Consider the following 16,914-nt stretch of genomic DNA (forward strand, 5'->3'; position numbering starts at 1 on the left):
GTGGAGCTGCTGATCACCTATGACGTCGACACCACCACTCCTGCCGGACGACGACGGCTAAGACGAGTCGCGCAAGCATGCGAGGCGTATGGAGTCAGGGTGCAGAAATCGGTGTTCGAGATCGTCATCAACGAGGCACAGGTGCTACTCCTGCGTCAACGCCTGCTCGACACCATCGACCTCGAACTGGACAGCATCCGTGTCTACCGCTTACCCACCCGGTCTTTCGCCGAAGCCCACCACCTCGGACACTCACCGCCAGCAGGCCACGACACCCCTCTCATCTTCTGACCGTGGCTTCGGAGCGGGGAGCGTCGTGCGACACGCCAGTGGTTCCCGAAGCGATTCCCGGGTGTGTTGGTAACGAGGAAGACCCCAAGCGCGTCTCGTTATAGTTGCTTTCCCTGCGTCAGCAGGGTGGCATCGGCCCCTCGGGGCCGATGAGGATCGCAACGTCGACGACTTCACGGGCCAGCCGCGCAACCCGCTGTGGCATCGGCCCCTCGGGGCCGATGAGGATCGCAACAGGTTCGTCGGCAACGTCTTCGACGTCGAGGTGCCGACGTGGCATCGGCCCCTCGGGGCCGATGAGGATCGCAACTGGGAGACGCTGCTCGACCTGGCGCCGCTGACGCTCGTGGCGTGGCATCGGCCCCTCGGGGCCGATGAGGATCGCAACGAGAATTCCGTCGAGACTGGCGTCAGCGTGCGCATGTGGCATCGGCCCCTCGGGGCCGATGAGGATCGCAACAGCGTCGAGCTCGCGGGCTCGCGCGTCCAGCTCGCTGGTGGCATCGGCCCCTCGGGGCCGATGAGGATCGCAACTCCACGATCAGGGCTGACTGGGCGTCCAGCCGAGGAGTGGCATCGGCCCCTCGGGGCCGATGAGGATCGCAACAGGTTCGGGACGTGCCTTGTGTCGGGGCGATGAGCTGGCGTGGCATCGGCCCCTCGGGGCCGATGAGGATCGCAACCGGCTGCTGGGCGCCGCACCGGGCGCAGGTGCGCGCGGTGGCATCGGCCCCTCGGGGCCGATGAGGATCGCAACAGTGCCACCTCGCCCAGCACCAGGCCGGTCTCGATCGTGGCATCGGCCCCTCGGGGCCGATGAGGATCGCAACCTCGACTCGTGCCGGAGGACGACCGGCTCCGACGGTGGCATCGGCTCCTCGGGGCCGATGAGGATCGCAACCTGTAGGCATCGGCCAGCAGGCGGCGGTCGCGGTCGGTGGCATCGGCCCCTCGGGGCCGATGAGGATCGCAACGGCCGCCTGGCCGCGAGCGTCATCGACACGCTGCGGTGTGGCATCGGCCCCCCGGGGCCGATGAGGATCGCAACCCGAGTTGGGTTGGGTTGGAGCCAGGCGGGGTGCAGGAGTGGCATCGGCCCAGGGGTCGATGAGGATCGCAACGAACCCCTGCAGGTGCAGGCCGAGAAGTCTGAGCATGGTGGCGGTTCCCAGGGGGCCGCTACTTTCTCGGCTTCGATCCGGCTGTCCTATCGCCCACTGCTCCCGCTGCGTAGGGTCATGGTCTGTGGATATGGAATGGCACTTCGACCCCGACGGCATCTCGCTGCGTCTGCCGTCACCGGTTGTCGAGGTATACGACGACCGGCTCAGTTCGTATGGTGTCCGGCTGTTACTCAAGAGGGACGATCTCATTCATCCTGACGTGCCGGGTAACAAGTGGCGCAAGCTCAAGTACAACCTGGCGGAGGCTTGGGACCGAGGCTGCGGCCGCCTCCTCACTTTCGGCGGCGCATATTCCAACCACCTGCGCGCGGCAGCGGCGGCCGGTCGGTACTTCGGTTTTGACACGGTTGGGGTGGTTCGCGGCGAAGAGCGTCTTCCGCTCAACGACTCGCTGGCGTACGCCGTGAGCAGGGGGATGCAGCTGACTTACGTGGACCGCACGACCTATCGTCGGAAGACCGACCCGGAGGTGCTTGACGATCTAGTCGGCCGGTTCGGTCCTTGCTACGTGTTGCCTGAGGGCGGCAGCAACGGTCTGGCTGCACGCGGATGCGGTGAAGGGGTCAGTGAAATTGCCGAGGACTTCGACGTGATTTGCTCCGCCTGCGGGACAGGCTGCACGTTGGCCGGCATCTCGGCGAGTCTTCGCTCTGGGCAACGGGCTATTGGGTTCAGTGTGCTGAAGGGGGGCGATTTTCTGGGCGATGAGGTTCGCCGTTTCCAGCGGGAAGCCTTCGGAACGGAGACGCGTAACTGGTCGTTGGACACGGACTTCCACTTTGGTGGCTACGCCAAGCGTATGCCGGAGTTGGACTCTTTCATCGCAGATTTCGGGGACCGCCATGGTGTCGTGCTCGACTGGGTGTACGAGGCCAAGATGATGTATGGGCTCTTCACCCGAATTGCTGCCGGTGACATCCCCGCAGGGAGCACAGTTGTTGCGGTCTTGTGTTAACTCAGGCTTTCTTGTGGTACGCGCGCTGTGCTTGCTTTGACACATTTGCCTCGCACCAGGTCAGGTGCCATTCACCCGAGTTGATCGTGAATTCGCGACCGAAACCGAGCCACATGCCCTTCATGCGGCGCCCAGCCGGATCGACGACCATCTGCAGAGTGCCATGGTAGACCGCGCCCTGGTAGTAACCGGTCGGGGATGTTTGTTCACGCCAGGTTCCGGTGGCCACGGCCTTGTCAAGCCCCAGATCCAGCCGCATCCGAGACCCAGTCGAGTGCGGCAGGCTCTGCCCACTCAGCCGTTGGCCTTGCTGGCGGAGCACGACGTAGTGCTCGCCGGTGAAGTCCTTGCGCCGGCCAGTACTGGGATAGACGTAGCGGCTGTGCCAAATACCTGAAAAGTCGTCGCTCGCTGCGCCTGGGCCTGCGGTGTCGGCGGCAGCGGTTTCCTCTGTTGGTGCCGAACTTGCTGAGGCCAACGACAGCGCAGCACTGATTTTCAACAGCAGAGACCGACGACTCACCCCTGAGCTGTCTCCGCGGACCCATGTAGTTGCCATCGCGGCCAGCTCGTGGACATCGGCTGAGCCCAGTCGTGCGATAAGATCGTCCATTGACGTGGTCGGATCCTCCACAATAGCCAGTTGCTGTCGGTGTTGATGGAGGATGTCTGCGGGCCGGTGGTCAGCCACGTCCGCGACCAAATCGGCGACCCGGCACTCATACAGTTCCGCTAGCTGGCAGAGCACGTCGAGCGGAGGAGCGTGCCCGGTGGAAGCTGGCCACAACTCCCAATACGAGAAAGCCTTGTCCGTCTTGGGCTCGGCAGGCCACAGGATGTTCCACCGGTCGGCGGCTTCTCGTTGGCTCCACCCACGCGCAAGCCGCAAGGCGGTACGCATGTTGACCTGGTATCGCTCTGCGAAAACATAGGCGACCTCGACCCATGTCTTGGACTGCGCCCGGAGTTGAGCGGACAATTCTCGTTGCTTACTCCGCACGCTGCGGACGGCTGACGGCATAACGGTCGTCCCCCTTCTGACGAATCGGTGCGGACCATACGCTCCGCAACAGTATTGACCAACTTCTCCCTGTTGAACAGGGAGAAGGCGCCTTGCAAGATCACAGTCAGGTTGGGTGGTATGTGCTCGTGAGCTGCGGTTTTGTAGATGGTGGCACCTCGACGGCCGATGGGACGCCCCCGACCGTCGTAGCCCATCCCTGCGGGCAACTTCTCGCCCCTGACGGCCGCGGGGATGCGGTTCCCGGTCGTCGAGGTGTTGCCAACACGACGACGAGTGCAGAAGGAGGCGGGTCTCGGTGAGCAAACCGGCCATGCTCGATGCGTTCCGCTCAAGGGCGACTAACGACGGGGCATCATGGGTGCTCGCGCCGGCTGCCTCGCTCTCGGTTCGTGGACGTCAGCTTCGGGGCTGCAACGCACTGGCTCCGGCTGTCGAACCGCGCGTGCCTGAGCCAGCTCAGCTTTTACAGTCTCGCGGCGCACGCGCTCGCCACCCACGCTCCGCACCCGGATGTCAGTGCCCACGTCGGTCGCTGCATGGACTGCGGCCGCCACTGGCCATGCAGCACCGTTGCACCTATCAGGGACGGATTCTGATGGCCGCCGCGTCCGGCCCGGCGCCAGAAGGCATGTCTCCGTTGCATACATCGGTCCGATGTCAGGGCCCGGCCCAGGCTCATGGCGACTCGCCGGGTTCCTTCCAGGCCGTGGCGGAGGTGGGGGCGTGAGCGAGGCATACACCGGTAACCGTTGGTTTGGAGAGCAACCGCGAACGATCATCGTCCAACCGACGACCTTGTGTCCGCTGGATTGTGATTACTGCTATCTAGCGGAGCGGCACCTGAAGCAGGAGATGACGTCGACGGTTGCTGCTGCGATCGTCGATGGCATTGAGTCCTCGTGGCAGCCGGTCGAGATCGTATGGCATGGCGGAGAGCCCCTGGCGGTCGGTGTGAAGCGGTTCGTCGAACTGCTCGAGCCGTTTGAGCCGCTGCGCCAAGCCGGCGTGTTCAGCACAAGGCGCAGACCGGCGGGGGCACGCGTATTACCGATGCCTGGTGCGACGTGTTCGAGCAGTACGAGGTCAGTGTGGGCGTCAGCATCGACGGACCACGCGCCCTCAACACTCATCGCGTCGACCGAGGTGGCCACCCCATGTTCGACCGGACCATCGCAGGCATCGAGGTGCTGAAACGGCGCGGCATACCGTTCATCGTCCTGGCCGTGGTGACCGAAGGTGGAACTGACCGCGCCGCGGACGTCCTGAATTTCATGCGGGGACTTGGCACCACGTGGGTCGGGTTCAACATCGAGGCCAAGGAGGGAGCGAACGCCGAGGGGACCCCTCCCTCAACCGAGCACGCTCTCCGGTTTTGGCGAGACGCGTTCGCATGGTGCCGGGACGACAGCGAGGTGACTGTGCGGGAGGCTGACAATCTGTTCGGGTTTTTCGGTCTGACGCGCGAACAGCGGGACGCCGACGCGCGGCACGACCTCATCCCCACGGTCGGCTGGAACGGCGACGTGGTACTGCTCTCGCCGGAGCTGCTCGGGATACGCAGCGCCGCACAACGACTTCCTGGCAGGCAATGTGCTTTCCGATCGCCTGTCCACGATCCTGCAGCGTGCTGACGAGCTGCTCTACGTCCAGGAATTCGTGACCGGGCTGGAGGAGTGCAAACGGATATGTGAGTTCTTCTCCTACTGCCAGGGGCGCATGCCGGAGACCGGTTCTTCGAGCACGGCACTTTCACTGCAACGGAGACCGAGCACTGCCGCAACTCCGTTCAGGCTCCGGTCATAGCGCTTGCCGAACTACTACACGGAAAGGAAAGTCAATGACAGTCTTGGAGACGATGGCGCAGACGGTGTCCGAGGGCGAGACTCGATGGGCACAATTTGTGGCTGCCCACGCTGCTACCTCGACGGTCGCAGACCGCGCTCCGTGGGGCCGCAAGGGTGATAGTTGGGGGAAAGAAGGGGAGTTCTGGAAGCATGGACGCTGAGGACGTCGAGGCGGCAGTCGAAAAACGACGGATCTGGCTCGCCAAGCAGCTCGACACCGCGGCGACGAGGCTGGCCGTGAGCGTGACCGGCGAACCGGTGAATACCTACGACATGCGTTCGGCCGGCGCGGTGGCTCGTGACGACGGTGCTGACGTCTGGTTGCGGGTCGTGGTCGAAGACCCGGACTACGAGCCCGCATCCCGATGGGACGGCAATGCCATGGCCAACGCCATCATCGGTGTCGCGAAACCCTTCGTCCTCCGGTGGATCGATTGGCGTCACGGCGACGGCTACCTGCGCGGACGGCGGCTCCGGGGCGAGGTGATGACACTCGCCCCAGGGGAGACGGTGTCTACCTCCGGTGGCGTGCTCCACGATGACCCAGAGCTGCCTGCGTCCTGGTGGGATGAACTTCGCTGGTCGTTGACGGCCCTGGCGACCTATCCGATGCTGTGGCACCACGAACTCGGCGCTGTGGAGTCCACAACCCGGGGCGTCCGTGAGCACTTCGGCGTCACGTTGCCCGCCGACGTCTTTACCGAGGTGACGTGGACTACAGCGCACGCGGATCTGCACTGGGGCAATCTGCGCAGGCCTGACCTGTGCATCCTCGATTGGGAGAGCTGGCGCCCCGAGTTCGCTGGGTACGACTTCGCGACCTTGTACTGCAGCAGCCTGCTCCACTCGCCCACAGCAGAGCGCATCCGCGCCATGCCCGAGTTACAGACCCGTAGCGGCCACCTTGCCCTGCTGTCCGCGATCTCGCGGTACTTGCGGATCGCTGGCGGAGGCAGCGACTACGACCTGCTCGAACCCCACCTCCGGGCTGAAGCCCAGGCGATCCTCGCGGACTTGACCTAGGAACCGGCCGGCGCATCCGGGGCATACCTCTGCCGGTCACACCTGGGCAGACGGAGATACCGGAGGGAAGATAGCTGTTGGCTGGGCGAAGCAGAGCTCAACGGCGTGGCGTTCGCCCGCATGCCCCAATGTCCGAGCTCCTTCGCCCGTCCTTCGTACCTCAAGTCGGCGGCTTGAGAGCTCCCCTACGGGATGGGGGCCGTATTCGGCCATTCCCAAAAAATCGAGGTAAATACCGATGCCTACAGCCACTGGCCGTTTGTGGACCACGCCCTACACATCAGGAGACGACGGCAGACAACACGAGGTCGCGGACGAGTCATTCAAAGCAGCACGGGAACAGGGCGTGCCGGTCGTCGCGGCCTGCGGCCACCAGGTCGAGTGGTCGTCCGCTACTACTCCACCCGGCCCTGACTGCGAAGCCTGCGACCGGATCGTTCGGCGGTCCCGCGACGCGTGGAGCGCGGCGCAGAGACTGCTCAATCGCCCGCCAGCACAGCGAGCTCGCCTGCCGCACGGCCAGCCGGGACGCCATCGCAAATCTCATCATTGACCAATGCTAGCCCCATTTGATCGCAGTCGGAATTTCACGCAGGAACACATATGATCACACAGCCTTGTCTCACCAGAACTGAACGGGTCGTTCTTGACGCTGTCTGCAGCGAGCCGCGAGGCATGACTTGTCAGCAGGTGTCGCGACGCGCACGACGAGACATGGAGGCAACGTACAAAATCTTGGCACGGCTGTGTCGTAAGAAAGTAGCAGAAAGGAGTTGGAAAGAAGCGTACCCGGGTCGGGTAGTGTCGTTCTATTACTGCTCCAGAGAAGGGCGAACATACTTGGAATCGTCGTCCCGCGCACCGCGAACGTCGGATCTGGCTCTACGGGTGCATACCGATCCGACGGAGGCGAACCGGCGGACGGCGCACTTTTACTGGAAAGGAGATTTGGCCGACCCGTCGGTGCGATGGCTGGTTCCGTGGTGCTCGGTGGATGAGGCGTACCCGGACAGGCATGAGCGCGGCGAGATCGATCTGCGTGCTGTCGCGGATGCTGAGTGGTGTCGGGGTTGCACTGGCCAGGAGGCGCCGTGATGAGGGGCGACGACATGTAGAGGCCTTCCGCGGCGGATGGTCGGTGACCGAGATCGCCCATGAGTTCGGGTTGTCGGTGTGCTGGACTGGCCGGGCATTGGTCGCGGCTGGCGCCGAGCTGCCGCAGCGCCGGAACGGGGTGAAACGCACCGATCTCGATGTGGACACCATCGTCGAGCAGTATGCGAGCGGTGCCAGCGTTCGGGCTCTGGCCGCGCGGCACGACACGTGCTACGGCACCGTGCGTCGGCTGCTCCAGCGGGCTGGCGTGCAGCTTCGCCCGCACGGCGGGAGGCACTGATGGACGAGTTGCCAGCGCCCGTGACGAAGCGGGATTTCGCGTTGGCGTCCGTGCCTCATGAGTTCGGTGACGATCTCCCCGAGGAACAGCTGCAGGCCGCCGCGCGGATCGTGAATGCCTACTGGCCGAGATTCCGAACTGGGCCACGCCCGCAGCTTCCGGAGCAGTACCGATGACCGTGCGATTCGATGCGCCACCTGCTATTCAGCCCGGGGGTGCCATGTACGAACGGCTTGAGCCGAGAGGTCGCCGAGCGGTACGGCGTCAGCGACTGCCAGGTACGCCGAGCGCTGATTCGCAACGGCATGCGGCATCGGCTACGCGGTGGCGGCTCGGACTGCGCACCACCACCGGATCTCCTGGTTGCCTGGGCGGGAGCCGCCGTCGACTGCGTGGCGGTCGGGTCCCTGGGCCGCATGTCGCCGCGGGGGCTGGGTGAGTCTTGGTCGTTCCGTTGTCGCCCTTCGCGACTGTCCGAACGGGACGGCCGGGCCGTTCCGGCAGGCGCGGGCCACTGCGCCTGCCGGAACCGGTTCCCGCTTGTGGTCAGCTCAGCCCATCGAGGGTGAGGTTGAGCGCGTCGACCAGGTGAGCACGGGTGCCGGGGTACACGCTGATTCGGGTGGAGCCGTCCGGGTTCGTGTTCAAGAAGCTGAGGATCCGGCCGCGCCCGGTGAGGTCGATCACCGACAGCGGGGTGCTGTGTGTGCGGTCGCCGTCTCGGGCGCGGATCGCGGCGTGCAACGCGTGTACCGCATCCCGTGGGGCACGCGTCAGGAAGCGCAATTCGTCGGCTGCGGCGGCCTCCTCGGCAAGGGGATCGACGCCGTCTCCTTCGAAGTAGTGCAGCGGCTGGATTCGGGCAGGTGGACATTCTGGCAGCGCAAGGACCAAACATTCGGCCAGCTCGCGGGGGGATACCGGATCCAGCTGGACCGTTTCGCCGTCGGTGATTAGCCGGACCGCGTCTCGCCCGGACGTCGCGATCAGGATCGCGCCGTTGTCGTCCTGATGGGTGCCGAAGTCGGTCCAGCCGTACACCTCATGCCGAGCGCTGGCAAGCATCTCCAGCGTGGCTCGCAGCGCCGGTGCAGACGCTCCGAGACGCGCCAGCAATTCCTGGGTCCGTCTCGCCCGCTCTCCGGCGGCCTCCTCGGACAGGTACATCGGGGTCGCTTCGACCCACTACCGGCACATCACCCAAGTCCTCGGCGTGCCAGAGCGCGAGGAACACCGGCCGCGGCATCCGCAGCGGCCTGTCGATGATCGTCATCAGCGTGCCTCAGCCGCCGATGGTCGGGGGCGTGGGGGGGCAGCCCGGTGTGCGGATCGCGCAGTCGGCCATCGTCGTCGTCGGTGATGTCGAACGCCGAATCATCCTCCACTCCGTACTTGCGCCGGTGATCCTTGTCGTCCTCGCCCTTGCCGCCCTTACCAGCGGCACCCATACCGCCCATCCCCGATGCACCGCGGGAACCGGCCGGACCGCGCGCCGACGCCCCGCCTTGACCGCGGCCCATCGTTTCCTCTGCGGCACCTGCACCGGAACCAGCACCCAATCGGCTCGCGCCGCCTCCACGGCCGCCAGCGCCCGCGCCGGATCCACTGCCCGAGCCGCCTGGTTCACCCCCGGTCAGGCCGCCGTTCGGGCCGAACCCGCCGACCAGCCCCGGCGACCAAGCACTGCCACCGCTGTTCGGGCCACCGACCGGCAGCGACGAAGGTGGCATCCAGCTCGGTGCGCCACTCGGACCGCTGACCGGGTTGACCGCCGGCGGGGTCCATCCAGACGTCGTCGTGCCGTCGCCAGGGCCACCAGGCTGGTGGCCCGGCGGAACCGTCCCGACGCCCGAGCTGGTCAGCGGGACGCGTGCCGGAGGCTGCGGTGAGAGTGTCGGCGACGAGCTACCCGTCGAAGTCTGCTGATCGGACTTCCCGCCCGCCTCGGTGCGGCTCGTTCCGTGCGATGTCTTGCTTTCCTGCTTGCCGGTGCCGGGCTGTCCGGTGCCGACGATGATGTTCCCACCATCGAAACCCGACACCTGACCGTAGTTGTTGTTCAGGCTCTGCGCGTTGGATTGCGCCTGATGCGCGTATGTCTTGTATCGATCGACGTTCTGCTGCGCGATCGCGTTGTAGTCCTTGATCTTCTGCTCGGTATCGGTCGTCCACCACGCTGCTTCGTCGAGCAAATTCTTGTGCGGCGGTGTCGACGGCATTTGCTGCAGCGCCGTCTTCATTTCATCGAATCCGTGAGCGCTGTCGACCAGCTTCTGGCCATTTCCTGAGTACGCTTGCGCGGCGGTTGTCGAGGCATCGGACAAGGGGCGAACGCGTGACTGCGCAGCGTCCGCGGCAGCACCAGTCCACATCGATTCCAGTGCGGTGCTCAGCTGCTGAGCGTCGTCACTCACCTGATGCTGCGCATTGGCCACCTTCTGCACCGTGGCACTACCATCGTGCCAGGACGTCGTTCCTTGCCCCTGTTGCACCTTCTGTACGATCACCGGCGCTGGCACAGCCTGATCGCCGAGGTTTCCATGGTAGAGGTCTGAGAACCACTGTCCGGCATCATTGAGCCGCTGGTCTACCCACTGGTCCGCGTCATCGATTCGGTCGTTGATCCATTTCGCGCCCTCGCCGACGAAGTCGAAGAACCCCATCGATCACGCACCCGCCTTCTGGCGCAGGTTGGTGACGACCATGTCCGCGACGCGCCCGGTCAGTTCGCACGGATCCGCCCCCTCGTTGACCTTAGCTTCGCCGAGACTGAGGGAAACATCGATCTCGCGCTGATCACTGATGCCGACGCTGACCTGACAAAATGCTTTGGAGGTCTCGTTACTGTAGGTCGAATGTGCAACTGCTGGGAATCCCTGAATGGGCGAAAGGGTGCGCCATACGGTCGACTGCGGCTTGGTTTTGGCGTAGAGGGCACTTAACCCGTCCGGGACCTTTGTTGCATAAAGGACAGTGGCCAGCGCGCCCGCTTCGCTGTTGCGCCACTGGCATTCGGTGCCGAGTGCCGGGTTGTCTGCGTGTTCACCCTGCGGCTGGATGGTGAGGATCTGGGACAACTGATCCGGAGTGAGTGCACCGTCGCAGGGGTGCCCGGATAACACGGACTCCGGCAACGGGTTCTCGACCTTGGGTGCACCGGCGTAAGGGAGCGCCTTGCCTGTCTGCGATGGTGCCGCCGAGGGGGTCGTTGCGTTCGGCGTGGAGCCGCCGGAACATCCACCAACGAGTGCGACTGCCGTCACTGTGCTGGCGAACGTGGATAGGAAGCGTGTCCTCATACCGCGAACCCCTTGCCTTCGCCCTTGTCACCAGCCGTATTCACGTCGGCGGCCGCTTGGTCGTCCGACGCGTTCACGATGCCCAGTGCCTTCTCTAACCGATTGATCAACTCAGACGCGTACGAGAACATGGTGTCGTGGGCCTGTTTGCCAGCCGTGAACGAGTCGACGATCTTCTGGTTGAATCCATTGCTGCCCGGTTCGTCGGCGGGAGGTGTGAGCCTGGTCAATGACTCTGCATCCGGCTGCAGCGCTTGCACATTTTCCCGCATGCGCTTCGCTACCGTGAGCATGCGTTGCGCCTCGTCGCGGTTCATTGTGAAGCCGGGGCCGGAAGAACCCCCGCCAGGAGAAGCGCCTCCGCCGCCTTCGGTGATCGCGAACCCCAGACCGGCTAGCCAGTTCGACGAACCAGCGCTCGGCGCAGGTTGAGTCATGTCTTTACCCTCCGTAAGACACGTCAGCAGTCTGCGAGCAGGCCTGTCCGGGGCCTACTCGCTCCGTCACGGTAACCGATCACTCACAGCAAGGTGATCAAAACGAGCTATCTCGGTAACCCGACCTGCCGAACCTGCAGGCCGGCGCCGCTCGATCGGCTACGCTGGAGCAGTGAGCGTCGGTGCCACCCTCCCCCTCGGGTGTGCCGGCGCTCGCTCCCCGGTGCCGGAATCAGCAGTCGCACGGCACGACGCGCTGTTGGCCACGAACGCCCTACGCGCGCTCTGACGGGTCGGGTCAGCTGGCGCGTAGGACGCCCGACGAGCGATTTCGCGAGTCATACAAAGGGTTGCTGTCCAAGACGTGAGGGGTAGGTCCAAAAACAAACTGTTGCGAATGAGCCGAACACCTTTATGCCCGAACTGTACGTGGTATTGGAGACGGAGCCAGCAAAGTCGTTGCTGGCCCGCGGGTTGGGGCATGGGTACTGGTCACGCTGCGGGCGACCGGGTTATCCACAGATGTGGTGAAGGTGCTGTTGCAGTCTCGCGGGATGTGTCACCGTGGCGGTATGGACCATCACGGATTCAGGCTGCGGCCTGTTCCGCCGCTTCATCCCAGGCGAGCGCAGCAATTGCAGGACGTGGAGACTCGGCTCCGCGCACCGCTGGCAGGGGCGCCCCGGGCGGACGCGCCGCAACTGGACGAGCCGGGTCGCCAGCGGGAAGAGAATTCAAGCGAGTAGTGCGGCGGACGGCTGAGGTGTCAGGTTTGGCGTCCGTGCCCTTTCGTGGCGGTCGGTAACTCTTGATGGTGATCGGCATTAGCGGGGCGGGCGCCTTGCGCCGGTCTGCATGTCGATGCTGGCCGTGGGTTGCCCGTTTGCGTCCCGGTCGCAGGGTATGCGTGTGATGAGGTTCCCGGTGCCGTGATCCAGATCAGAGCGACGCCGGGATGTTTTGGCAGCTCTGGCCTAGGCAGTTGGGGGTGTGGTGGTGGGTTGGAGGCTGCCGGATTCAGCGAGGCTTCGGACGGTGTCGGCGGTTAGTACGGTGGCTGGCCTGGTGTGGCCGTCGCGGTGGTATTCGACGTGGCCATCGGGGTGGATGGTGAAGTACGCGGTTGATGGTCCGGTCTCGCGGTAGTACTCGGGTTCCATGGTTGTGGCCGTGTTCGGGTTGGTGGCGGGCGGGTCGTGTGGTGGTGTCTGCTCGGTGGCGTCGGTCATGGGTGTATCCCCTGTTCGGCGTAGTGTGACGTGCCTGATGTTGCGATCATCGCTTGTCACAGCGATGCTCGAACACGAGTTCGACGGTCGGGTTGGGCTTGAGGTTAGTTCGCCGGACTTCCCACGGCGAGGAGACATGCCGTGGGAGTTTGTGTGTCGTTCAGCAATCCGCCGTTGCCGTGGTCCGAGCTGGAACGGATCGCTGCGGGCCGTCCGGGTGGCGCGGCGCTGGGTGATGGTGGTGATGCGCCGGCGTGGTCGCGTAAGCGTGACGGCTACCGCGCACCCGAGGGTCTGGTGCGGCGGGCGTCGAGCTTGCATAACCCGGACCGGGTGCCCTACGCCGAGCTGCACACTCACTCGTACTTCTCGTGGCTGGACGGTGTGTCGTCACCGGAGGAGCTGGTTGAGGAGGCGGTGCGGCTGGATCTGGACGCGATCGTGCTGACTGACCACGACGGTATGTCGGGTGCGGTCCGGTTCGCCGAAGCCGGCCGGAACCTGGGGATCCGCACGGGTCATGGCGCCGAGTTGTCCTTGGAGCTGCCGGCGTCGCAGGGCGGCACTGCGGATCCGGCCGGGACGCATCTGCTGGTGCTGGCTCGCGGTGTGACGGGGTATCAGCGGTTGTGCCGGGTGATTTCGCAGGCCCAGCTGTCGGGTGGGGAGAAGGGCCGCCCGGTCTACGACCTGGTCCAGGTGGTGGAGGAGCTGCGCGGGCACGTGGTGGTGCTGAGTGGTTGTCGCAAAGGCCTGGTCCGTCGCGCGCTGGTCGAGCGTGGCCCGGGGGCTGCCGCGGCGGAGCTGAGGCAGTTGGTCGACTGGTTCGGTGCCGAGCACGTGGCGGTGGAGTTGTTCGAGCAGGGGCAGCCGCTGGATAGCGCACACAATGACGTGCTGGCGGGGATGGCCGGTGAGCTGGGGGTGCCGACGGTGGCCTCCGGGAATGTGCATTACTCGCGCCCGGAACAGGACCGGCATGCGTGGGCGGTGGCGGCGATCCGGGCCCGGCGGTCGGTGGACGAGCTGGAGGGCTGGCTCCCGGCCGATGGGACCGCGTTCCTCCGCAGCGGGGAGGAGCAGGCCGACTGGTTCGTCCGGTATCCGGGGGCGGTGCAGCGGGCTGCGCTGCTCGGGGTCGAGGTCGCGTTCGATCTTGCGCTGGTGGCGCCGCGGTTGCCGCCGTTTCCGGTGCCGGACGGGTTCACCGGCGAGAACGCCTACCTGCGGCACCTGGTCGCCGAGGGCGCTGCGGACCGCTACGGGCCCCGCGCACGCAACGAGCGGGCTTATGCGCAGCTGGAGCACGAGCTGGCGGTCATCGAACAGCTGGGGTTCCCGGGATATTTCCTGGTGGTGTGGGACATCGTCCGCTTCTGCCGCGAGCAGAACATCCTCGCGCAGGGCCGCGGTTCGGCCGCGAACTCCGCAGTCTGTTACGCGCTGCAGATCTGTCACGCGGACCCGGTGCGGTGGGGCTTGTTGTTCGAACGGTTCCTGGCCCCGGAGCGGGACGGCCCGCCTGACATCGACGTGGACATCGAGTCCGACCGCCGTGAGGAAGCCATCCAGTACGTCTACCAGCGCCACGGCCGGTTTCATGCCGCGCAGGTGGCGAACGTGATCACCTACCGTGCGAAGAGCGCGATCCGCGACGCCGCCAGAGCGCTCGGCTACTCGCCCGGCCAGCAGGACGCGTTCAGCAAACACGTCGACCGCTGGAGCCATGTCACCCAGGCCGCCGATCCGTCCCAGCGTGGCCACGGAATCCCGGCCGACGTGCTGGAGTGCGCATCCTGGCTGGAGGACACGCCGCGGCATCTCGGGGTGCATTCCGGGGGCATGGTCATCGCGCACACCCCGGTGTCGGAGATCGTCCCGGTCGAGTGGGCCACCGCCGCCGACCGCTCGGTGCTGCAATGGGACAAAGAAGACTGCGCGAGCATGGGGTTGACGAAGTTCGACCTGCTCGGCCTGGGGATGCTCTCCGCGCTGCACTACATGCTCGACCTCGTCGCCGAGCACCACGATGTCCATATTGGGCTGCACGATCTCGACCTCGCCGACCCGGCGGTGTACGACATGTTGTGTGCAGCGGACGCGGTCGGGGTGTTCCAGGTCGAATCCCGCGCCCAGCTCGCCACCCTGCCGCGGTTGCGGCCGAGGGAGTTCTACGACCTGGTGGTCGAGGTGGCGCTGATCCGGCCCGGCCCGATCCAGGGCGGGTCGGTGCACCCCTACATCGCCCGCCGCAACGGCCGGCCCTGGACCCACGCGCACCCCCTGCTCGCCCCTGCCCTGGACCGCACCCTCGGCGTCCCGTTGTTCCAGGAACAGGTCATGCAGATGGCTCGCGATGTCGCCGGTTTCACCCCCGCCGAGGCCGACCAATTGCGCCGGGCGATGGGCTCGAAACGCTCCACCCAGAAAATGGCGCACCTCGCGGGCAGATTCTTCGCCGGCACCGACGCCAACCGGATCCCCCGGGATCTGGCGGTGCGGATCTTCGAACAGGTCCACGCATTCGCCGGCTACGGGTTTCCCGAAGCCCACTCGATGAGTTTCGCCTTGCTCGTCTACGCGTCCGCCTGGTTCAAAAAGTACTATCCGGCCGCGTTCTGCGCCGGGCTGCTGCGCGCTCAGCCGATGGGGTTCTACTCACCCCAAACCCTCGTGACCGACGCACGCCGCCACGGCGTCACCACCCACCACCCCGACCTCAACCGCTCCCTGCCACACGCCACCCTCGAACCCTGCCCCGGCAGCACCGGGAACGTCGCGGTCCGCCTCGGACTGGCCGGGATCCGCGCCGTGGGCCAGGACGTCGCCGAGCAGATCGTGGCCGAACGCGACACCCACGGCCCCTACACCTCACTCGCAGATCTGACCGAACGCATCCAGCTCACCCGGCCCGTCGTGGAGGCCCTCGCCACCGCCGGCGCCCTCACCACACTCGGCCCCGACCGGCGTCAGGCGCTGTGGGCGGCCGGCGCCGCCGCAGCCACTCGCACCGGGCACCTGCCCGGCCTCGCGATCGGCCACGACGCCCCCGCGCTACCCGGCATGAGCGCAGTCGAGCTCGCCTCGGCCGACCTGTGGGCCACCGGCATCACCCCCGACGCCCACCCCATCTCCATGCTCCGCGACCACCTCACCCAGCTCGGCGCCATCCCCGTCGGCCGGCTGCTGGAGATCGAGGACGGCACCCGTATCCGGGTCGGCGGGGCGATCACCCACAAACAACGCCCCGCCACGGCCGGCGGGATCACCTTCCTCAACCTCGAAGACGAAACCGGCATGACCAATGTGATCGTCTCGATCGGCATGTGGCAACGCGCCAAACGGGTCCTGCAGAACCACACCGCAGTGGTCGTCCGGGGCATCGCCCAAGTCTCCCAAGGCGCGGTATCCATCGTGGCCGACCAGATCAGCCCACTGGATCTGAAAACATTGGCAAGTAAGTCCCGCGACTTCCGATAACCGACACTACGCAAGACCGAGAACCGACGATGGTCGAGCAAGTCGTGGCGTGTTCGGCAGCAACGACAAATTGGTCGCAGCCCAGCCCGCTACGTACGTCTACGGTCGCCGATAAGACGGCGGGCGCGCCCACTGAATCCGCTCGCGTATGGTCGCCGCGTGAGGTCGCGGTGGACCCTCAACGAAGGCATGGGATAGGAACGGTTCGAAGTCTCGGCGAGCGCCACTCGTCCACCGGACTCGCAGCAGGAGGCAACGGCAAGCTGCGCGAGTATGCACGAGTCGGCAGGACAGACGTCGGGGTGGCGGCATGGAGTGTCAGCGTGCCCAGTTAAAGATCCCTGCGGATGGCCACGCAAGGACGGCCACCGCGCCTTCTCGCTGGCGGCCAGTTGCACGCTCGGTAACAGCTCCATGAGCTGCTGGCCGATGCCAAGACCCCCGACCCGAGTGCCAGACACGCCTGTCGCTTCCGAACGGCCGCGCCCGTTTCGGAACTGACCTTGGCTCGGTATGCACCCACGATTACGCAACGCACACCTCGCTGGCGGCCAGACACTCCCCGGTAACTGGCCGCCAGCGGGGAGAAGAATTGGTCTCCCACACTCATTAGAGCGTGCCTTAGTACTGCAATGACACTTCGTTATAGAGTGGCTGCGTGTGTCGGCTGGGCTTTGGTCCGGCGATCGTGTAGTTGATCTCGTGTGTTGGAGATGGCGACGGGTTGGTCGGCGCACTTCGCTGCGTTCGCG

The 16,914-nt window shown here is 65.6% G+C and carries 13 protein-coding genes and 1 CRISPR repeat array; of the genes, 7 read left to right on the forward strand and 6 right to left on the reverse strand.

What is annotated here, in order from left to right:
• Complete coding sequence (cas2, locus tag ABD793_RS25380; protein WP_344864217.1) at positions 1 to 291, forward strand: CRISPR-associated endonuclease Cas2; 291 nt, start codon at positions 1 to 3, stop codon at positions 289 to 291.
• A 126-nt stretch (positions 292 to 417) separates the two neighbouring features.
• A CRISPR array of direct repeats spans positions 418 to 1,339; the repeat unit is 37 nt; unit sequence GTGGCATCGGCCCCTCGGGGCCGATGAGGATCGCAAC.
• Positions 1,340 to 1,542: 203 nt separating this feature from the next.
• Positions 1,543 to 2,430: a 1-aminocyclopropane-1-carboxylate deaminase/D-cysteine desulfhydrase gene (locus ABD793_RS25385; RefSeq protein ID WP_344864269.1), complete on the forward strand. Its 888-nt coding sequence runs from the start codon at positions 1,543 to 1,545 to the stop codon at positions 2,428 to 2,430.
• Position 2,431: 1 nt separating this feature from the next.
• Here the strand turns inward: ABD793_RS25385 and ABD793_RS25390 are convergent, their stop codons facing one another.
• On the reverse strand, positions 2,432 to 3,331 hold the full coding sequence (locus ABD793_RS25390) for a helix-turn-helix domain-containing protein (protein WP_344864218.1): 900 nt from the start codon (positions 3,329 to 3,331) through the stop codon (positions 2,432 to 2,434).
• A gap of 1,187 nt (positions 3,332 to 4,518) precedes the next feature.
• On the opposite strand from ABD793_RS25390, the gene ABD793_RS25395 reads away from it, so the two are divergent.
• The 4 genes from ABD793_RS25395 to ABD793_RS25405 all read left to right on the forward strand — a co-directional run bounded on the left by ABD793_RS25395 (position 4,519) and on the right by ABD793_RS25405 (position 7,717).
• Positions 4,519 to 5,085, forward strand: a complete 567-nt coding sequence (locus tag ABD793_RS25395; RefSeq protein ID WP_344864220.1) for a radical SAM protein — start codon at positions 4,519 to 4,521, stop codon at positions 5,083 to 5,085.
• Positions 5,086 to 5,291: 206 nt separating this feature from the next.
• Positions 5,292 to 5,459 carry a multiple cyclophane-containing RiPP AmcA gene (amcA, locus tag ABD793_RS42810; protein WP_425548767.1) on the forward strand — a complete coding sequence of 56 codons (168 nt, stop codon included), beginning with the start codon at positions 5,292 to 5,294 and terminating at the stop codon, positions 5,457 to 5,459.
• A complete protein-coding gene (locus tag ABD793_RS25400; RefSeq protein WP_344864223.1) occupies positions 5,449 to 6,321 on the forward strand; it encodes a hypothetical protein in 873 nt (290 codons plus the stop codon). The genes amcA and ABD793_RS25400 overlap by 11 nt, the downstream gene beginning before the upstream one ends.
• A 1,138-nt stretch (positions 6,322 to 7,459) precedes the next feature.
• Positions 7,460 to 7,717: a helix-turn-helix domain-containing protein gene (locus ABD793_RS25405; protein ID WP_344864225.1), complete on the forward strand. Its 258-nt coding sequence runs from the start codon at positions 7,460 to 7,462 to the stop codon at positions 7,715 to 7,717.
• Positions 7,718 to 8,263: 546 nt separating this feature from the next.
• On the opposite strand, the gene ABD793_RS25410 is transcribed toward ABD793_RS25405, so the two are convergent.
• The 5 genes from ABD793_RS25410 to ABD793_RS25430 form a co-directional block, all read right to left on the reverse strand.
• Positions 8,264 to 8,884: an ESX secretion-associated protein EspG gene (locus tag ABD793_RS25410; protein WP_344864227.1), complete on the reverse strand. Its 621-nt coding sequence runs from the start codon at positions 8,882 to 8,884 to the stop codon at positions 8,264 to 8,266.
• Positions 8,885 to 8,913: 29 nt separating this feature from the next.
• Positions 8,914 to 10,380, reverse strand: coding sequence for a WXG100 family type VII secretion target (locus tag ABD793_RS25415; RefSeq protein ID WP_344864229.1), 1,467 nt, complete (start codon positions 10,378 to 10,380; stop codon positions 8,914 to 8,916).
• Between the two features lie 3 nt (positions 10,381 to 10,383).
• Complete coding sequence (locus ABD793_RS25420) at positions 10,384 to 11,016, reverse strand: DUF3558 domain-containing protein (protein WP_344864231.1); 633 nt, start codon at positions 11,014 to 11,016, stop codon at positions 10,384 to 10,386.
• Positions 11,013 to 11,453, reverse strand: coding sequence for a hypothetical protein (locus ABD793_RS25425; protein ID WP_344864233.1), 441 nt, complete (start codon positions 11,451 to 11,453; stop codon positions 11,013 to 11,015). Before ABD793_RS25425 ends, ABD793_RS25420 begins: the two co-directional genes overlap by 4 nt.
• Positions 11,454 to 12,427: 974 nt before the next feature.
• Entirely contained in the window at positions 12,428 to 12,682 is a 255-nt protein-coding gene (locus ABD793_RS25430) for a hypothetical protein (protein ID WP_344864235.1), read from the reverse strand.
• A 153-nt stretch (positions 12,683 to 12,835) separates the two neighbouring features.
• Here ABD793_RS25430 and ABD793_RS25435 point away from each other — a divergent pair, with 153 nt between their 5' ends.
• Positions 12,836 to 16,162: an error-prone DNA polymerase gene (locus tag ABD793_RS25435; RefSeq protein ID WP_344864271.1), complete on the forward strand. Its 3,327-nt coding sequence runs from the start codon at positions 12,836 to 12,838 to the stop codon at positions 16,160 to 16,162.
• The last annotated feature ends 752 nt before the right edge of the window (positions 16,163 to 16,914 follow it).

The sequence above is a fragment of the Amycolatopsis ultiminotia genome (assembly GCF_039536925.1).
GTDB classification, from domain to species: Bacteria; Actinomycetota; Actinomycetes; order Mycobacteriales; family Pseudonocardiaceae; genus Amycolatopsis; species Amycolatopsis ultiminotia.

Excerpts from the sequence above, each read along its gene's own strand:
- ABD793_RS25385 (WP_344864269.1), top strand. The coding sequence starts at position 1,543 with ATGGAATGGCACTTCGACCCCGACGGCATCTCGCTGCGTCTGCCGTCA.
- ABD793_RS25390 (WP_344864218.1), bottom strand. The coding sequence starts at position 3,331 with ATGCGTACCGCCTTGCGGCTTGCGCGTGGGTGGAGCCAACGAGAAGCC.
- amcA (WP_425548767.1), top strand. The coding sequence starts at position 5,292 with ATGACAGTCTTGGAGACGATGGCGCAGACGGTGTCCGAGGGCGAGACT.
- ABD793_RS25400 (WP_344864223.1), top strand. The coding sequence starts at position 5,449 with ATGGACGCTGAGGACGTCGAGGCGGCAGTCGAAAAACGACGGATCTGG.
- ABD793_RS25410 (WP_344864227.1), bottom strand. The coding sequence starts at position 8,884 with ATGTACCTGTCCGAGGAGGCCGCCGGAGAGCGGGCGAGACGGACCCAG.
- ABD793_RS25415 (WP_344864229.1), bottom strand. The coding sequence starts at position 10,380 with ATGGGGTTCTTCGACTTCGTCGGCGAGGGCGCGAAATGGATCAACGAC.
- ABD793_RS25420 (WP_344864231.1), bottom strand. The coding sequence starts at position 11,016 with ATGAGGACACGCTTCCTATCCACGTTCGCCAGCACAGTGACGGCAGTC.
- ABD793_RS25425 (WP_344864233.1), bottom strand. The coding sequence starts at position 11,453 with ATGACTCAACCTGCGCCGAGCGCTGGTTCGTCGAACTGGCTAGCCGGT.
- ABD793_RS25430 (WP_344864235.1), bottom strand. The coding sequence starts at position 12,682 with ATGACCGACGCCACCGAGCAGACACCACCACACGACCCGCCCGCCACC.